The organism is Nocardia tenerifensis NBRC 101015 (genome assembly GCF_000308715.1).
GTDB classification, from domain to species: domain Bacteria; phylum Actinomycetota; class Actinomycetes; order Mycobacteriales; family Mycobacteriaceae; genus Nocardia; species Nocardia tenerifensis.
Genome location: NZ_BAGH01000051.1, coordinates 1 through 18,776, shown reverse-complemented (window position 1 = coordinate 18,776; position 18,776 = coordinate 1). Strand labels below are relative to the sequence as shown.

Annotated in this window: 8 protein-coding genes; 4 read left to right on the top strand and 4 right to left on the bottom strand. The window is 71.4% G+C overall.

The annotated features are described in order from the left end of the window. Positions 1–514, top strand: a 514-nt coding sequence (locus tag ON39_RS04505; protein ID WP_040731281.1) for an Lrp/AsnC family transcriptional regulator, incomplete at its 5' end; no start/stop codon positions are given. A 142-nt stretch (positions 515–656) separates the two neighbouring features. Beyond that, the gene (locus ON39_RS04500) at positions 657–1,745 is read left to right on the top strand and encodes a hypothetical protein (RefSeq protein WP_040731280.1); all 1,089 of its coding nucleotides are present in this window, start codon (positions 657–659) and stop codon (positions 1,743–1,745) included. Between the two features lie 234 nt (positions 1,746–1,979). On the opposite strand, the gene ON39_RS04495 is transcribed toward ON39_RS04500, so the two are convergent. Further along, the gene (locus ON39_RS04495; protein WP_083894241.1) at positions 1,980–2,315 is read right to left on the bottom strand and encodes a hypothetical protein; all 336 of its coding nucleotides are present in this window, start codon (positions 2,313–2,315) and stop codon (positions 1,980–1,982) included. A 268-nt stretch (positions 2,316–2,583) separates the two neighbouring features. Between ON39_RS04495 and ON39_RS04490 the strand changes: the two genes are divergently transcribed. Together ON39_RS04490 and ON39_RS04485 are read left to right on the top strand one after the other, a co-directional pair. Next, on the top strand, positions 2,584–2,919 hold the full coding sequence (locus ON39_RS04490; protein ID WP_040731279.1) for an RNA polymerase-binding protein RbpA: 336 nt from the start codon (positions 2,584–2,586) through the stop codon (positions 2,917–2,919). Between the two features lie 140 nt (positions 2,920–3,059). Further along, the gene (locus tag ON39_RS04485) at positions 3,060–3,995 is read left to right on the top strand and encodes an alpha/beta fold hydrolase (RefSeq protein WP_051186297.1); all 936 of its coding nucleotides are present in this window, start codon (positions 3,060–3,062) and stop codon (positions 3,993–3,995) included. Here ON39_RS04485 and ON39_RS04480 read toward each other — a convergent pair. The 3 genes from ON39_RS04480 to ON39_RS04470 form a co-directional block, all read right to left on the bottom strand. Further along, positions 3,992–4,813, bottom strand: a complete 822-nt coding sequence (locus tag ON39_RS04480) for an ABC transporter permease (RefSeq protein ID WP_051186299.1) — start codon at positions 4,811–4,813, stop codon at positions 3,992–3,994. The genes ON39_RS04485 and ON39_RS04480 overlap by 4 nt on opposite strands. Positions 4,814–4,910: 97 nt before the next feature. Next, positions 4,911–5,906 (bottom strand): ATP-binding cassette domain-containing protein, encoded by a 996-nt coding sequence (locus ON39_RS04475; RefSeq protein WP_174412499.1) that lies wholly within the window; start codon positions 5,904–5,906, stop codon positions 4,911–4,913. Between the two features lie 40 nt (positions 5,907–5,946). Beyond that, the gene (locus tag ON39_RS04470) at positions 5,947–18,459 is read right to left on the bottom strand and encodes a non-ribosomal peptide synthetase (RefSeq protein WP_169335858.1); all 12,513 of its coding nucleotides are present in this window, start codon (positions 18,457–18,459) and stop codon (positions 5,947–5,949) included. Between the last annotated feature and the right edge of the window lie 317 nt (positions 18,460–18,776).

The window sequence follows — 18,776 nt, the reverse complement described above, 5'->3', positions numbered from 1 at the left end:
CGGGCGGACGTCGGCACTGTCGGCCGAGCAGATCGCCGCGCTGCGCAAGCCGGCGGAGGAGCCCGCGCCGGTCGCCATGACCGAGCTCGACCGCCGCCTGCTGCCCGCGCTCGCGCTCGACGGGCGGGCGGCGTATCCGAGTCTCGCGCGGGCGGTCGGCTGGTCGGAGTCCGCGGTCCGGCGGCGGCTGGCCGAGCTGCGGCGGGCCGGGATGGTCCGATTCGAGGTCGAGATAGACCCAGTGCTGTTCGGGTTCACGGTGCAGAGCCTGCTCTCGATGACCGTCGCGCCGGGCCGGTTGAGCGCCGTCGCGCGGACGGTCGCCGAGGATCCGGAGGCGGCCTTCGTCGCCGCGATTACCGGCACCCATAACCTCCTCGCGATCGTCGTCTGCCGCGATATCAAGGGTCTCTTCGCGTGCGCCACCGAGCGGATCGGCGCGCTCGAGGGGGTCGAACGTATGGAGGTCACGCCGATCAGCGGCTACTCGAAGCGCACCGCACCGCCTAGGTGAGCCGGGCGGCGACACACTCGCGCACCGGCGGGCGGTATCGGCTTCTCGACCGAGTTCGGCGCGGAATCGATACCCCGGTGCTAGACGCGAATAGCGCTGCGGCGGGACGTGTTCGGAGGGTCGCGGTTCCTACCTTCGGTCCATGCCAACAACACCTATCGCCGCCGCGCCCGAGAGCGCGGCGCCGGCCCGGCATCGCCGACGCGCGGCGGTCGCCCGGCTGCATCGGCCGCTGACCTGGATGACGTTCGCGATGGCCGCGCTGGTCGTGTGCTGTCTGGTGGGGATGGTCGTCGACGACCGGATGCTGCTGGGCGAGTCGATCTGGCTCAAGCCGATGAAGTTCGGGCTCGCCTTCGTGCTCTACGGTCTCACGCTGGCCTGGCTGTTGTCGTTGCCGCACAGAGGAAGTCGCGCGACCTGGTGGCTCGGCACGGTGTTCGCGGCGGCGGGGTTCATCGACGTCGGCTTCATCGTCGTGCAGGCCGCGCGCGGAACGTTCAGCCACTTCAACAGCGAGACCGACGCGGTGAACGTGATCGGCCAGCAGGTGTTCCAGTCCGGCGTGCCCGGCCTGTTCCTGGCGAACCTGATCATCGTGCTGATCCTGTGCTGGCAGCGGCTGGTCGACCGGCCGACCTCGCGGGCTATCCACGCGGGGCTGTTCCTGGCGGTCGCCGGGATGATGCTCGGGTATCTGATGGGTTTCACCGGCAAGCAGCTGGTGCGCGACGCCGACGGCAATGTCGTCGAACTGGTCGCCGGGCACACCGTGCTCGACCCGGCCGTGCGCGACCTCTCGCCGCGCGACGCCGCCGCGGGCCTGCCCATCACACACTGGAGCACCATCGGCGGCGACCTGCGCGTCCCCCATTTCCTCGGACTGCACGGCATTCAGGTGCTACTGCTCGCCGTCGTCGTGCTGGCCTGGCTGGCCCCGCGCTACCGCTGGCTGCGCGCCGAACGGACCCGCGCCGCGGTGATCGGCGTGCTCGCGCTCGGCTACGCCGGCCTGCTCGCCATCGTGTTCGCCCAGGCGATGCGCGCCCAGTCGCTCGTGCATCCCGACGCCACCACGCTGATCGCCTTCGCCGGGCTCGTCACCGGGGTTGTGACGTTGCTCGGCCTCGTCTACTGGCGAGCCCGATCGGCGGCCGATGACGCCGATACTCGCGGTGACGCCGCGCACGTGGTCGCGGAACCCGCACGCAATATTCCGGCCGGGGTGTGACAAGCTCGTCGGCCGGCGCGCGTCGGATACGTCCTCTCGGCCTCGATAGGCGAGGGGACACACCCGACTCGGCCGACCGATCCGCGTCGGCGGCAGCTACCTCGCCGCCCCGCGACAACGCCGCCCACCGTTGAATCCGCGGCGACGTTCCGGCCGAAGTGCGACTCTGGCATCCTCTCGGCCTCGACGGCGAGGGACGCTCAGTTGCCTACCTGCGTTAACCGACCACACCGCTCAGCGCAGACGTTCGGCGTCGCGGGTGAGCTCGACCAGCGTCTTGCCCAGCACGGCCAGCTCGTCGGCCCCCGCGCCCTCCTCGATGGCGATGGCGACGTCCTCGGCGGCGCAGCGGGCGGCGAACCAGCGGTCGGCCAGGTCCGCGGCCTCCTGGGCGCTCAGCACGACGGAGTCGTCGGGGATCCCCGTTCCCTTCAGGCTGTTGCGGTGTTCGTAGGCACGTTGGCGACAGGACTGGCGGCAGTACCGGCGGCGACGCCCGGCCTCGGACTCCACGATCTCCCGCCCGCACCACAGACAGGACAGCTGACGAGAGTGACGACGATCAGAGATGGAACACACCCCCTAGCGGGACAGCAAGCGGCGCGACATGACGCAGAACCTTAATCGCTCGACGCCGCGAACCGGCTCAGCGACCCCCCGCAACCGCCACGCGGCGGGCGCGGCGTGGCCGACGCGCCGTTGGCACTACAATGGAACGGTTCCGCGGCCCGTCGGGAACTATCGGCGCAGGCCCGTTCGTTGCACATAAGGTCCAGCGAGCACCAGACGCTCGTACGGTCGCAGCAACAAGACTCGAGCACACAGGGAGAGGCACACCATGGCAGATCGCGTACTCCGGGGCAGTCGGCTCGGAGCGGTGAGCTACGAGACCGATCGCGACCACGACCTGGCTCCGCGGCGGATCGCCCGGTACCGCACCGACAACGGTGAAGAGTTCGACGTCCCGTTCGCCGACGACGCCGAGATCCCCCCGACGTGGCTGTGCCGCAACGGTCAGGAAGGCATGCTGATCGAGGGCACCACCGTCGAGACCAAGAAGGTCAAGCCCCCGCGCACCCACTGGGACATGCTGCTGGAGCGCCGCAGCAAGGAAGAGCTCGAGGAACTCCTCAAGGAGCGCCTCGACCTCCTCAAGACCCGCCGCCGCGTCTAGGCATCAACCGAAGGCCGCCTACATCCCCCCGGGATGCAGGCGGCCTTTCGCATGGGCCGGTACTCCTGAACAAGGATTAGTTCGGAATGCGCTGGGGTACTAGGGGGAAGGCAAATCGCTGACAGTTCGGGGGGTTCGGAATGACACAGGATCTCGATATCAGCGCGGAGGCACGGCTTTTCGCCGAGGAGACCTGGAAGTCCGGTGTGAAGCAGATGGTGCTGACGGTCGAGGCCGCGAAGGCGGCGGTGGAGCTGACGCGCCAGTACCCGATGTCCACGGAGCCACCCACACGCTTCACCGAGCGGTTCGCCGTCAGCACGGAGGTCACCACCGACGTGCGGGGCAACGAATGGGTGGTGCACACGGCGACCGCGCGCGACCGGACGCCCGAGCGCACCGTGATGTTCACCCACGGCGGCGGTTTCGTGCTGCGGATGTCCGAGTCCAGCTGGGACTTCCTGGCCGAGCTGATCACGGAAACCGCGGCCCGCCTTGTCATCCCGCTGTATCCGCTCGCACCCGAGGGGACCGGCGAGGTAGTGCCGGACGTCGTCGCCGACCTCGCGGCGCGGCTGATCGCCGAGGAGGGTCCCGAGCGGGTGACACTGTTCGGGAACTCCGTCGGCGCGACGATCACGCTGTCGGCGGCGCAACTCCTGCGCGACCGCGGCGTGCCCGCCCCGCGGCTCACCGCGCTGGTCGTGCCGGTGCTCGACAACCGCTACCTCGACCCGGAGATGGCCGAGCTCGACGAGCTCGACCCGTTCCTCAGCCCGGCGGGCTGCCGCTACTTCGGCAGCCTCTACTGCGGCGACCTGCCGGTGACCGATCCCCGCGTGAGCCCGATGCTCGGCGACAACGACCACCTCGGCCGGGTGCTGCTGCTCAGCGGCACCCACGACATCCTGAATTGCCAGGCAAGGAAATTCGCGGCCATGGCGTCCGGTTTCACCGGCACGCGGCTCGAGTATCACGAGGCGCCGGGGATGATCCACATCTGGGCCACCAGTGACACGCCCGAAGGCCGGGCCGCCCGGCAGACGATCTACCGGGCGATCCGGGATCAACCTTAGTGGCTGGCGACCTTGCGGTAGCGCAGGAGCGCGAGCGGGACCGCGATGGCGAGGATGGCTACGGAGCACATGACGGCGTACTCGATGCAGTGGTCGGCGGGCCAGCCGGTGGCCGGGGCGAAGGTGGGTGGGGCGTCGTTGTCGAAGAGTTCGCGCCCGGCCCCGGCCACGGCGGTGATGGGGTTCCACTCGGCGATGACGCGCAGCGGTCCGGGCAGCGACTGGCTGGAGATGAAGGCCGACGAGATGAACGACAGCGGGAACAGCCAGATCAGGCCGGCGCTCTGCGCCACCTCGACATTCGGCGAGAACAGGCCGGTGAGCGCGCCGAGCCAGGACATGGCGAAGGCGAAGAGCAGGATCACCCCGAAAGCCAGTGCGGCATCGGCGATTCCACCGTTGATGCGCCAGCCGACGACGTACCCGCAGCCCACCATCACCGCGATGCTGAGCACGTTGACCATCAGATCCGACAGGGTGCGCCCCATCAGCACGGCCAGCCGCGACATGGGCAGCGTGCGCATCCGGTCGATGATGCCCTTCTGCAGGTCGTTGGCCAGGCCGACGGTGGTGAACGCCGCGTTGAAAGCGACTGTCTGGGTGAAGATTCCGGCGAGAAGGAACTCGCGGTACTGATTGCCGCCCAGCGTCCCGCCGAAGATGTAGGCGAACAGGAACACGAACATCAACGGCTGAATGGTGGCCGTCACCAGCAATGTCGGCACCCGCAGGATGGTCAGCAGGTTGCGGTAGGCGACGATCGCGCTGTCCCGCAGGACCCGCAGCCGCGGCCCCGAATCCAGGTGAATCCGTGGCATTTTCGGCATACTGCTCACCACGGCGGTCACGGCTGCACCTCGCGGACGCTCGGCTCCGTCGTGCCCGCGAGGGCGGCTGTGTCTGCACTGCGTTCTTTCACGACAAAATCTCCTCTTGTACGTCATCGATTTCTGGCTGGCGCTCGGCCGAGTCACGGGCCGCCGCGCCGGTGAGCGAGAGAAATACGTCGTCGAGGCTGGGCCGATGAACGTCGGCGTCCACCACGCACACCCCCGCGTCGTCCAACCTCCGCAGGGCCTCGACCATGGTGCGCGAACCGTCGCCGACCACGATCGACGCCTGATCGGTGCCCTCCTCGTGGCTCGGCTCGCCGATGCCGACCTGCGCGAGCACGCGCAGGGCCGGCGCGACGTCCTGTCCGGCCGCGAGGGTGACGGTGAGCCGGTCGCCGCCGATGGACGTCTTCAGCTCGTCCGCGGAGCCGCGCGCGATCACCCGCCCGCGGTCGATGACGGTGATCCGGTCCGCGAGCAGATCGGCCTCCTCCAGGTACTGCGTGGTGAGCAGCACCGTGGTGCCGTCGTCGACGAGTTCGCCGATGACGCGCCACATGTCGAGCCTGCCGCGCGGATCGAGTCCGGTGGTCGGCTCGTCGAGCACCACCACCGCGGGCCGGGCGACCAGCGCCCCCGCGAGGTCGAGCCGCCGGGCCATGCCGCCGGAGTAGGTGCCCGCCCTGCGCTGCGCCGCGTGCTCCAAACCGAAGGCGCACAACAGTTCCTCGGCCCGCGCGGTGGACCGGCGCGGCGACATCCCGTACAGCCTGGCCACCATGCGCAGGTTCTCGTACCCGGACAGGTTCGCGTCGACCGCGGCGTACTGCCCGGACAGGCCGATGCGCCGCCGCGCGGCCCCGGGATTGCGCAGCACATCCACCCCGGCGACGCGCACCGATCCCGCGTCCGGCCGCAGCAGCGTGGTGACGATCCGGACGGTCGTCGTCTTGCCCGCGCCGTTCGGCCCGAGCAGCCCCATCACCGTGCCCGACGGGATCTGCAGATCGATATCGTCGAGCACCCGGACCTTGCCGTAACTCTTGACCAGCCCCATGATCTCCACTGCCAAGCTCACCGTTTCACCTCCACGAGCACCGTCGCGGCTGCGGACCCACTCACCTTTGCCTCTCCTTCTTCCTGATCCCGAGGGCGGGATTCTCCGGTCGCGACCCGTTGGCGGTCGGTCGCGCCTGGTCTCCGTCCAGACGCCGGCGCAGCACCGGGCCGATCGCGGCGAGCGATTCGGGCGCGGTCATCGCCGAGTGCCTGCACGGAAGTTCGTGATCGTCGATCGCGCCGGTGATGTACGGCTGCCACGCGGCGGCGCGGCGCTCGGGGTCGGCCCGGTTGATCTCGTCCGCGGCGGCGGTGAAGAACAGCAGGTCACCGTCGAAGACGCGGGGCCGGAACCCGTGCGCGAGCAGGGTGCCGTTGGTGTATCCGGCGTAGAGCCGTTCGAGATGCTCGACAGTGAGCGCCGCGAACGGACCCGGCCGCGAGCACAGCAGCTCCGCCGCGTCGCGCAGGTTCATGGCCGGGTCGAGCGGCGCGTCGAGCTGGTCGCTGCCGAACTCCTCGATGATCTCGGCCACGCTGGGGATCGCGTGCTCGAGCCAGGCGTCGGAGAGCCGGTAGCTGTCCATCATCGCCAGCAGCGCGACCTCCTCGCCCGACTCCTGCAGCCGCACCGCCACCTCGTGCGCGATCAGGCCGCCGAGCGACCAGCCGAGCAGGTGGTAGGGCCCGACCGGCTGGATCGACTTGATATGGGCCACATACTGTTCGGCCGCCTCGGTGATCGAGGCGAACCCGTCCTCGCCCGCGACGTGCGGCGCCTGCAACCCGTACACCGGCCGGTCCGGCGCGAAGTGCGTGACCAAACCCGAGTAGCACCATGCCAATCCGATCGCGGGGTGGACGCAGAACAGCGGCGGCTTGGCCCCGTTCGGCCGGATCGGCAGCACCGGCCCCAGCGCGGCCGCGATGCCCGCGCCCGCGCCGTCGAGGCGCGCGGCGATGGCCGCGGGCGTCGACTCGCCGAACATCACCTGCACCGGCAGGTCCAGCCCGTTGGCCCGCACCTGCGCGACCACCTTCGTGGCGAGCAGCGAGTTGCCGCCGAGCTCGAAGAACCCGTCGTCGGCGCCGACCGTCTCCAGGCCGAGCACGGTGGCGAAGGCCGCGCACAGCGCCGACTCCGTCGGGGTGGCGGGGGCGCGGTAGCCCTCCGCGGCGCTGAACACCGGCTCCGGCAACGCTTTTCGGTCCAGTTTGCCGACCGGATTGAGCGGCACGGCGTCGAGCAGCATGATCGACTGCGGCACCATGTAGTTCGGCACCAGCTCGGCCACGTGCTCGGTGAGTTCGGCCGCCGTGACGCCGATTCCGTTGCGCGCCTTCACATACGACACCAGCGCGGTGGTGCCCGCCGGCGTGCGATGCCCGATGGTCGTGGCGAACTCCACCGCGGCGTGCCCGGCGAGCGCCGCGTCGATCTCGCCGAGTTCGATGCGGAAGCCGCGGATCTTGACCTGGTGGTCGGTGCGGCCGACGTACTCGATCTCGGGGGCCGCGGTGTCGTCCGGCCCGAATCGCCAGCGCACGAGGTCGCCGGTCCGGTACATCCGCTCCCCCGGCTTGCCGTACGGATTCGCCACGAACCGCTGCGCCGTCAGGCCGGGTCGATCGAGGTAGCCGCGAGCCAGCGCCGCGCCGGACAGGTGCAGCTCACCGGTGACGCCCACCGGTGACGGGTGCAGCCTGCTGTCCAGAATGGCCGCGCCGACGCCGCGGATGGGCCCGCCGAGGGTGATCGGCCCGCCCGGTGTCAGCGGCTGACCGATCACGGTGACGATGGTCGTCTCGGTCGGCCCGTACACGTTGTACAAGTGGCGGTTCGGCGCCCAGCGGGTCACCAGGTCCGGGGGCAGCGCCTCGCCGCCGACCAGCACGTGCCGCAGCGCGGTGACGCCGGTCGGGTCGACCGTGCCCAGCGCCGAGGTGGTGATGAACGCGTGCGTGATCGCCTCCTCGATGAACACCCTGGCCAGGTCGTCGCCGCCGACCACGCCGGGCGGCGTGATCACCAGCGTGGCCCCGCCGCCGAGGGCGAACAGCAGGTCGAGCATCGCGGCGTCGAAGCTCGGCGTCGCGAAATGCAGGACGCGGCAACCGGGTTCGACCTCGAAGCGCTGCGCGGTCTCGGCGGCGAAGTTGGACAGGCCGCCGTGCGTGACCACCACACCCTTCGGCGTGCCGGTGGAACCGGAGGTGTAGATCACGTACGCCGGGTTGTCGACCCGCAGCGGCGCGGTGCGCTCCCCGTCGGTGATCGGGGCGTCGGAGGAGTCGAGCACGAGCCCGCGGAAGCGCGCGTCGTCGAGCACGATCCACTCCACGCCGCCGGGCAGCCCGTCACGGTACTCGCCGAGCGTGATGCCCAGCGCCGCACCGGAATCCGACAGCATGTGCGCGATGCGCCCGGCCGGGTACAGCGGATCGACGGGCACGAACGCGGCACCGGCCTTGGCCACCGCGAGCACGGTCGCCACCGACTCGACGGAGCGCGGAATGCCCAGCGCCACCAGCGTTTCCGGGCCGACACCGCGCCGGATCAACACCCGCGCCAGCCGGTTCGTCCAGCGGTCCAGCGCGTCGTAGCTGACCTGAGTGTCCTGCGCGCGCAGCGCGATCGCCTTGCGGTCGACGCGCACCGCCGCCGCGAACACCTCCGGGAAGGTGACCGGCCGGTCGGCCCGCGCGCCGCGGACGGGGGCGAGCCCGGACCATTCGGCCGCGTCGAGCAACTCCAGATCACCCACGGCCGTGGTGGGATTCGCGGCGACGGCGGCGAGCAGCCGGACGAGTCGGGTGCCGAGGCGCAGCGCGGTCGGCTCGTCGAACAGGTCGCGCGCGTAGTTCACCGACACCGTGATGCCCGCCGGATCACGTTGCGCCCCTCGCGATTCGGTCAGGGTGAACTGCAGATCGAACTTGGCGACGCCGGTGTCCACGTCGGCCGGCTCGATCCGCAGTCCGGGCAGGTCGAGCCCGCGCGCCGGCTGGTCGCGCACCGAGAGCATCACCTGGAACAGCGGGTGATGCGCCTGGGAGCGGGCCGGATTCAGCACCTCGACGAGGCGCTCGAACGGCACGTCCGCGTGGGCGAACGCGTCGAGATCGGTGTCGCGCACGGCGTGCAGTAGGTCGGTGAACCTGGCATCGGGGTCGATGCGGGTGCGCAGCACGAGCGTGTTGACGAACATGCCGATCAGGCCGTCGAGCGCGGGGTGGCCGCGCCCGGCGACGGGCGTGCCGACGGTGATGTCGTCGGTCGCGGTCATCCGGTGCAGCAGCACCGCCAGCGCGGCGTGCAGCACCATGAACATGCTGACGTTGTTGCTGGTCGCGACCGTGCGCAGCTCCCGGTGGATGACCGCGTCGATCGCGCACTCCACCTGGCCGCCGCGGTAGGACGGCGTCGGCGGCCGCCGCCGGTCCGCGGGCACGGCCAGCAGCTCCGGGCTGCCGTCCAGCGCGCGCCGCCAGTAGCCGAGCTGGCGGCTGAGCACCGAGTCGGGGTCGCTCTCGGCGCCGAGCGTATCCCGCTGCCACAGCGTGTAATCGGCGTACTGAACGGCGAGCTCGGACCACTCGGGCGTCCGTCCGGCGCAGGCCGCCCGGTAGGCGGCCGCGACGTCGAGCGCGAGCGGGCCGAGCGACCAGCCGTCCATGGCGATGTGGTGCACCACCAGCACGAGCACGTGCTCGTCGGAGACCTCGGCCGGGTTGCGCAGGCCGGTGTCGCCGTCGGGCGAGACCGAGATGAGCGCGGCCCGGATCGGCACCATGCCCGCGAGGTCGAATCCCGGTGCGGCGAAGCGTCTTACGGCGTCGTCGACCTCGTCCGGGGTGACCGTCGCGACGAACAGCGTGAGCGCCGCGGCGGCCAGGTCGAGTACCCGCTGGGCCGGTTCGCCGCCGGTCTCGGGGAACACCGTCCGCAGCGTCTCGTGCCTGGCCTGCACCGCGTGCAGGGCCATGACGAGCGCGTCGACGTCGAGCCTGCCGTTCATCTTCAGCACGAGCGGCACGTTGTAGGCACCGGCCGTCCGATCGCCGGACTCGCCGGATCCGTTGAAGCGGTTGAGGAACCAGAGCCTGCGCTGAGCCGCCGACAGCGGGATACGGTCGGGGCGCGGTCGGCGGACCAGGGCCGGTCGCGTATCCGATCCCGCGGGCCCGGCGTCGAGCAGCGCGGCGAGCGCGGCCACCCTGGGGGCGGCGAACACGGTGCGCACCTCGAGCCGGATGTTCGTCGCCGCGGCCAGCCGCGCCACCAATTGCGTTGCCAGCAGCGAGTTCCCGCCGATGTCGAAGAAGCTGTCCTCGGCCCGCACCGTGTCGACGCCGACCAGCTCCCCCATCACCCGGGCGACCAGTCGCTCGGACTCGGTCTCCGGGGCACGCGAGGCGCCGTCGGCGACGAACCGCGGTTCGGGCAGCGCGGCGGTGTCCAGCTTCCCCACCGGGGTGAGCGGAATCCGTTCCAGCACAGTGACGCTCGACGGCACCATGTGCGCGGGCAGCCGCGCCGCCAGGTGGGCGCGCACCGCCGCCACGTCCAGGTGCTCGTCGGCGGGCAGCACGAACGCGACGATCCGATCCGCGCCCGCGATCCGGCGAACCTCGGTGTGCGCGAACCGCACCGCAGGGTGCTCGCCGAGCGCGGCGGTGATCTCGCCGAGCTCGATGCGGAACCCGCGCACCTTCACCTGATGGTCGCTGCGGCCGAGATAGCACAGCTCCCCCGCGCCGTTCCAGCGCACCACATCGCCGGTGCGGTACATCCGCGCGCCCGACGGACCGTACGGGTCGGCCACGAAACGCGTTGCGGTGAGCGCGAATCGGTCGAGGTACCCGCGCGCCAGCCCATGCCCGCCGACGTACAGATCGCCCGGCACGCCGACCGGGACCGGACGCAGCCGTTCGTCGAGGACCAGCGCCCGCGCGCCACGCACCAGCGTGCCGATGGTGACCGGGCGGTCGGCGGTCAGCGTCGCGATGGAGGCGGCGACGGTCACCTCCGTCGGCCCGTACGCGTTGAGCATCGCCCGCCCTGGCGCCCAGCGGGCCACCAGGTCCGGCGAGCAGGCCTCCCCGCCGACCATGAGCGAGCGCAGGTGCGGCAGCGGCCAGCGCCCGTGGTCGATGGTGGACAGCGCGGCCGGGGTCAGGAACGTGTGCGTGATCCGCTCGCGCTCGAGCAGCGCGGCCAGTTCGTCGCCGCCGTAGATGTCCGGCGGGCAGATCACCATGGCCGCACCGCTGCCCACCGCGAGCAGCAGGTCGAGCACGGCGGCGTCGAAGCTCGGCGAGGAGCAGTGCAGCGTGCGCGACGCGCGGTCGACCCGCATGCGGTCGCGCAGCTCGTCGGCGAAGTTGGACAGTCCGGCGTGGGTGACCGCGACACCCTTGGGCTTGCCGGTGGAACCGGAGGTGTAGATCAGGTACGCCAGGTCGGCGGGCTCGATCGCGCACTCCCGGTCCGCGTCGTCGACCAGCGCGTCGTCGTAGCTGTCCAGTTCAGCGACGAAATCGGGCCCGTCCAGCAGCAGCCAGTCGACCCCCGGGCCATCGAGCGTGCCCGCGCGCAGCCGGGCCGCGTGCTCGGCGACGGTGACGCCGATCCAGCAGCCCGCGTCGGTGAGCATGTGCCGCAACCGATCCGCCGGGTAGTTCGGGTCCACCGGCACGTACGCGGCGCCGGTCTTGACGACGGCGAGCAGCGTGAGCACCGACTCGACCGAGCGGGTGAGCCCGAGCGCGACCCGGTCCCCGATCCCGACGTCACGCGCGAGCAGGGCGCGGGCCAGCCGATTCGAGCGGCGGTCCACCTCGGCGTAGGTCAGCGTGGTGCTGCCCGACTGGAGGGCGACGCGCTGCGGGTGCATGTGCGCGGTGGCGGTGAAGTACGCCGCCAGCGTGCACTGCGGCATCGTCGCCGGACCGGTCGCCGGGGCGAACAGGCGTCGCTCCCGCTCGGTGCGGGCGTCGATGTCGCGCACCAGGACTCGCGGATCGGCGGTGACCGCGGCGAGCACCCGCAGGAACCGGTCGGCCAGGATGTGGATGGTCGACTCGTCGAAAAGCTCGGCGGCGTAGACGAATTCGAACGCCTGACCGGGCTCGCCCGGCCCCGCGTCGCAGCCGATATGGGCGACCCGCAGCTCCAGATCGAACTTGGCGAGCGCGATGTCGAGCTCCTCGGCGCGCAGCGCGAGGCCCGGCAGCTCCAGCGTGGGCACGGGACTGTCCTGCACGCTCAGCGCCACCTGGAACAGCGGGTGGCGCGCCGCACTCGGGTAGCCGCCGTCGGCCCGGGCGCGCGCCGCGCGGCCGAGCTCGTCCACGATGCGCTCGAAGGGGATGTCGGCGTGGGCCATCGCGGCGAGCTCGGTGTCCCGGTCGGCGCGCAGCAGCGCGGCGAAGGTGCGGTCCGGGTCCACGTCGGAGCGCAGTACCAGCGTGTTGACGAACATGCCGACCAGCTCGTCGAGCTTGGTGTCGGTGCGGCCCGCGACCGGCGTGCCGATCACGATGTCGCGGCCGCCGGTCACCGCCCGCAGCAGCACCGCCAGCGCCGAGCGCAGCACCATGAACATGCTGACGCCCTGCTCCCGGCCCAGTTCGGCGAGCGCGCGCTGAATCGGTTCGGGCACAGTGAATTTCACCGTGCCTGCCCGCTGCGTCGGCTCGGCCGGACGCGGGCGGTCGTAGGGCAGCGGAAGCTCCTCCGGCAGGTCGGCCAGCGCGTCGCGCCAGTACGCCAGCTGGCTGCCGGCGAGGCTGGCCGGGTCGTCCTCGTCGCCGAGGCAGGCGCGCTGCCACAGCCCGAAGACCGCGTACTGCACCGGAAGTGGCGTCCACGCGGGCGCCGCGCCCTCGTGCCGGGCGACGTACGCGGCGGCCAGATCTCTGGTCAGCGGGCCGAGCGACCAGCCGTCAGCGGCGATGTGGTGCACCACGATGCCGAGCAGGTAGCGCTCGGATCCGGTGCGCAGCAAGGCCGTTCGCAGCGGCGTCGCCCGGACGAGATCGAAGCCGGTGTGCGCGAGGGTGCGCAGGGCGGCCGCGGCGTCGGTGTCGTCGACGTCGACCGGGTCGACGGCGGGCAACGCACGGGCGGTCGGCAGCACGGACTGGTACGCACCGTCGCTGTCCTCGGGGAAGATCGTGCGCAGCACCTCGTGCCGGTCGACCACGTCGGTCAGCGCGGCACGCAACGCGGGCACGTCCAGATCGCCCGCGATCCGGATAACGAAAGCGATGTTGTACGCGCTCGATTCGGGAGAATATCGATTGAGGAACCACAGTCGCTGCTGCGGCAGCGACAATGGAATGCGTCCCGGACGCGCGGTCTGCACAGCCAGCGCCAGCCGCTGCGTCCGGGGCGCCTCCGTCAGGCGCTCGGCGACGCCCGCGACGGTGGGCGCCTCGAAGATCACCCGCACCGGCAGGTCGACGCCGAACTCCGCGTGCAGCGCGGCGGCGAGCCTGGTGGCGAGCAGCGAGTTGCCGCCGACGTCGAAGAAGCTGTCCTCCGCGCCGGTGACCGGGCGGCCGAGGATGGCGCCGAACACGTCCGCGACCCGCGTCTCCAGCCCGGCGCTCGGCGCGCGTGAGGAGCTGGCGGCGGCGAAGACGGGCTCCGGCAAGGCTTTTCGATCCAGCTTGCCCGCCGGGGTGACCGGCAGCTCGTCGAGCACGACCACCGACGCGGGCACCATGTAGCCGGGCAGCCGCTGACGCGCGGTCTCCAGCACCGCCGCCGCCTCGACCGGCCGCTCCACCGTGACGTACGAGGCGAGCCGCGGCTGGCCCTGATCGTCGGTGTGCACCACGGTCAGCGCGAAACTCACGCCGGGGTGGCCGCGCAGCACGTGATCGATCTCGCGCAGCTCGATGCGGAAACCGCGGATCTTGATCTGGTCGTCGGCCCGGCCGAGGAAGCGCAGCTGCCCGCCCGACTCCACGACGACCAGATCGCCTGTGCGGTACATGCGCTCACCGCGCCTGCCGTGCGGGTTGGCCGGAAAGCGTTGCGCGGTAAGGCCGAATCGCCCGTGGTAGCCGCGAGCCAGACCCGGCCCGGACAGATACAGCTCGCCCGGCGTGCCCGGCGGCACCGGGTGCAGCCGCGCGTCCAGCACGAACAGGCGCATGCCGCGGATCGGCCTGCCGAGCGGCACCGGACGCCCCGGCACCATCGGACCCGTCGCGGTAGCCGCGACGGTCGCCTCGGACGGCCCGTACATATTGTGCATGCGGTGCTCGATCGACCAGGCCGCGACGAGCTCCTCCGGGCACGCCTCGCCGCCGACGATCACGGCCTCGAGCTCGCCGAGCCCCTCGGCCGGCACGGTGGCCAGCGCGGCGGGCGTGATGAAGGCGTGGGTGACCCGCTCCTCGCGCAGGAACGCCGCGAGTTCGGCGCCGCCGTAGAGGCCCGCCGGGGCGACGACGATGGTCGCGCCCGCGGCGAAGCCGAGCAGCAGCTCGAGCACCGACGCGTCGAAGCTCGGCGACGAGAAGTGCAGCGTCCGTGCGGAATCCGAGACGCCGAACAGGTGCATCTGCTCGTGCGCGAGCGACGCGAGCCCGGCGTGGGTCACGACGACCGCCTTCGGCTTGCCGGTCGAGCCCGAGGTGTAGATCAGGTAGGCCGGGTGCACGGTGCACAGCGAGTGGTGGCGGTCGGCGTCGGTGATCGGGTCGGTGGACAGATTCAGCGATTCGGCGGCCAATTCGTACGAGCCGAGCACCAGCCAGTCGACGTGGTTCTTGCGGTGCTTGCCGCGCGGGGCGGGCCACTCGGGCAGGGCGGCCAGGCACGCGGTGTCGGTCAGGCCGAGGATGGCGCCGGAGTCGCCGATCATGTGCGCGATGCGCTCGCCGGGGTAGCGCGGATCGATCGGCACATACGCCGCACCGGTTTTCGCGACGGCCCACACGGCGGTGATCGCGTCCAGGCCGCGCGGCAGCGCGATGGCGACGACCACCTCGGGGCCCGCGCCGTGCTCGATCAGCGCGCGCGCCAACCGGTTCGACGCCTCGTCGAGCTCGCGGTAGGTGGTGTCGACGCCGAGATAGCGCACGGCCACCGCGTCCGGCAGCCGCTCGGCGGTGTCGGTGAGCAGTCGCGCCAGCGTGCTGAACGGCTCGGCGGGCGAGCCCGCGATCGGCACCAGATTGGCGAGCTCGCGGCGGTCGAGGATGGTGAGATCCCCGATCGGCAGGCTCGGCGCGGCGACCACCGCGTTGAGCACGGCGACGAAGCGGCGGGCGAACGACTCGACCGTCGAGTGGTCGAGAATATCGGCGGCGTAACCGAATTCGGCGGTCAGCGGGCCGTCGGAGATGTCGTCGTGCACCACGAGCTGCAGGTCGAACTTGACGATGTCGGACACGATCGGCAGCACCTCGGCGTGCACGCCGGACAGTTCGATGCGCAGGTCGGGAGCGCGGTCGTAGGACAGCATCACCTGGAACAGCGGGTGCCGCGCGGCCGAGCGCTCCGGGTTGACGACCTCGACCAGCCGCTCGAACGGCACGTCGGCGTTGGCGAAGGCGTTGAGGTCGGTCTCGCGCACCGCGTCGAGCAGGCGGTCGAAGCCGGCGGCCGGGTCGACCTCGGTGCGCAGCACCAGGGTGTTGACGAACATGCCGACCAGATCGTCGAGCGCCGGATCGGACCGGCCCGCGATGGGCGTGCCGATGGCGATGTCGGTGCTCGCGCACAGCCGCGAGAGCAGCGCGGCCAGCGCGGCGTGCAGCACCATGAACATGCTCACGCCCCGGGAGGCGGCGAGTACGCCTGCGGCGCGGCGGATCTCGGGCGCGATGGTGAACTCCACCCGGCCGCCGGCGGTCGAGCGGCGCAGCGGGCGCGGGCGGTCGAGCGGCAGGTCGAGCTGGTCGGGCAGCCCGGCCAGCGCCGAACGCCAGTGTGCCAGTTGACCGCTCAGCGCGCTGGCCGGATCGGTCTCCGCGCCGAGCAGTTCTCGCTGCCACAGCGCGAAGTCGGCGTACTGCACCGGCAGCGGCGTCCACCGCGGCGCGCCGCCCTCGGCCCTGGCCGACACCGCGGTCATCAGATCCCGGGCCAGCGGCGCGATCGACCAGCCGTCGCCGCAGATGTGGTGCAGCACAACGAGGAACACCCATGCATCGGGTCCCGTGGCGTACAGCGCGACCCGGATCGGCGCCTGGCTGCGCAGATCGAAGCCGTACCCGGCGAACTCGGTGGCGAGCGCGGCGACGTCGGCGCCGGTGGCGTCGATCGGGTCGAGGGTGAGCGGGATCTCGGCGGCGGGGTGGATCAGCTGGCACGGGCCGTCCGCGGACTCGGGGAACGTGGTGCGCAGGCTCTCGTGCCGCTCGATCACGTCGACCAGCCCCGCGCGCAGGGCCGCCAGGTCGAGCGCGCCCTCGATCCGGACGGCCAGCGGCATATTGTAGGCCGCCGCGTGCTCGGCGAACCGGTTGAGGATCCACAGCCGCTGCTGGGACAGCGACAGCGGAATGCGTTCCGGCCGTTGCGCCGCAACGAGTTTCGGAGAGGCGACATCGGTGGTGTGGGTGGCGAAGCACTCGGTGAGCGCGGCGATGGTCGACGCCTCGAACAGGTCGCGGATGGTCAGCCCGGTGCCGAGCGCAGCATTGATCCTGGCCACCGCGCGGGCGGCGATCAGTGAGTTGCCGCCGAGATCGAAGAAGCTGTCCTCGACGCCGATGTCGTCCGCGCCGAGCACCTCGGCGAAGATGCCGGCCAGCACGCGCTCCACCTCGGTACGCGGCTCCGCGGTCGATCTGTTGGCCGAGCGGACGCCGAGCGCGGGCGCGGGCAGCGCCTTGCGGTCGATCTTGCCGTTGGCGCTGAGTGGCAGCTCGTCGAGTTCCATCAGCGCCGAGGGGACCATGTACGCGGGCAGCGTGCGGCGCAGCGCGGTGAGCAGCGCGGCGGTGTCGAGCCGGGACGCCGGGCGCGGCGGGCCGACCCGCGGGGCCACCGGCCGGTACTCCTCGGCGCCGGGCGCGGCGACGACATAGGCGACCAGCTCGTCGCCGTTGCGGCCGGCGTGCGCGACGCAGACCGCCCGCGCCACCCGGTCGTCGGCCAGCAGCGCCGCCTCGATCTCGCCGAGCTCGATGCGCAGGCCGCGAATCTTGACCTGGAAGTCGCTGCGGCCCATGTACTCCAGCACGCCCGGGCGATCGGCCGAGAGCTGCCAGCGGGCCAGGTCGCCGGTGCGGTACATGCGGGCGCCCGGCGTGTAAGGGTTGGCGACGAAACGCTCGGCGGTGAGCCGGGGCTGGCCGAGATAGCCGCGGGCCAGCTGCACACCGGCCAGGTACAGCTCGCCGACCACGCCGGGCGGGACCGGGCGCAGGCGCGAATCCAGCACGTAGGTCTGGGTGTTCCAGACCGGCGAGCCGATCGGCACGCTCGCCGGGTCGGGCGGGCAGGGCCAATAGGTGACGTCGACTGCGGCTTCCGTTGGGCCGTAAAGGTTGTGCAAGGCGGGGTGGTGGTGCGGGGAGGGGCGATGCGAGGGGTCGTCGGCCGGCGATGGTGAATGGCGGGTGTCGGCGGCCGCTGGAGTGGGTGGGTGCCGGAGGATGGCCGCGGACTGTGCCGGTGCGGCGGGTGAAAGCCGGGTGTCGGCGGCCGGCGGAGGTGGCGAGGCGGGTGCGTGCCGGGTGTCGGCAGCCGACGGAGTGGCTGTCCGCAGCGCGGCGTGGAAATCGCGGACCGTGGCGGCGGGCAGCGCCTCACCGCTGCAGAACACCTGGCGCAGCGCCGTGCAGCCGCGCACATCGGTGTCGGTGACGAACACCGACAGCATGGACGGCACGAAATGCGCCGTGGTGACGCGCTTCTCGGTGATCAGCCGGGCCAGGTACCCCGGGTCGCGGTGCCCGTCGTGCTCGGCGATGACGAGCCGCGCGCCGATCTGCAAAGGCCAGAAGAACTCCCAGACCGAGACGTCGAAGGTGGCCGGCGTCTTCTGCAGAACCGCGTCGGTGTGATCGAGCGGATACTCGTGCTGCATCCAGCGCAGCCGGTTGACGATCGCGGCATGCGACACCCCCACGCCCTTGGGCTTCCCGGTCGAGCCGGAGGTGAAGATGACGTAGGCGAGATGGTCGGCGCGCAGCGGAGCGAAACGGTCAGCGTCGGTGACCGGCGCACCGTCGTAGGCCGAGAGGTCGACGGTGTCGATATCGAGCCGATCGACAGGCAGATCGAGCCCGTCCCGCTCGGCGGTCAGCACGCAAACCGGCGCCGCCTGCCCCACGATCTGCTCGATACGTTCAGCCGGATGCTCCGGATCCAGCGGCAGATAAGCCGCCCCCGACTTGACGATCGCATAGATCCCCACGACAAGCTCGATACTGCGCCGCAGACACAACGCGACCACCGTCTCCGGCCCGGCACCGCGCGAGATAAGCAGACGCGCAAGCCGATTGGCACGATCATCGAGCTCGCGATAGGTCAGCGTGCCGCGACTCATCGCCGGCCGGTAGTCGGCTGACTGGTAGGTCAGTGCCACATCGCCATTCACCGCAGGTCTGTAGCCGGGCGACGGCAGTGCCCGAGTCACATCGCCACTCGCCGCTGGACCGTGGCCGGATGACGGGCGGGTCAGCGTCGCATTGCCATTCGCCACGAGACCTTGGCCGGATGACGGCTGGGCCGGCGTCACATCGCCACCCGCCACGAAGCCGTGGTCAAGCGACGGGTGGGCGAGTGCAGCATCGCTACTCGCCACCATGGCCCGGTCACGCGACGAGCGAGACTGCGTCGCACTGCAGCTCGCCACGGAGCCGTGGTCAGGCGACAACTGTGCCGATGACGCATCACGACTCGCCACAGGGCCAT

Excerpts from the sequence above, each read along its gene's own strand:
- ON39_RS04500 (WP_040731280.1), top strand. The coding sequence starts at position 657 with ATGCCAACAACACCTATCGCCGCCGCGCCCGAGAGCGCGGCGCCGGCC.
- ON39_RS04490 (WP_040731279.1), top strand. The coding sequence starts at position 2,584 with ATGGCAGATCGCGTACTCCGGGGCAGTCGGCTCGGAGCGGTGAGCTAC.
- ON39_RS04485 (WP_051186297.1), top strand. The coding sequence starts at position 3,060 with ATGACACAGGATCTCGATATCAGCGCGGAGGCACGGCTTTTCGCCGAG.
- ON39_RS04480 (WP_051186299.1), bottom strand. The coding sequence starts at position 4,813 with ATGCCACGGATTCACCTGGATTCGGGGCCGCGGCTGCGGGTCCTGCGG.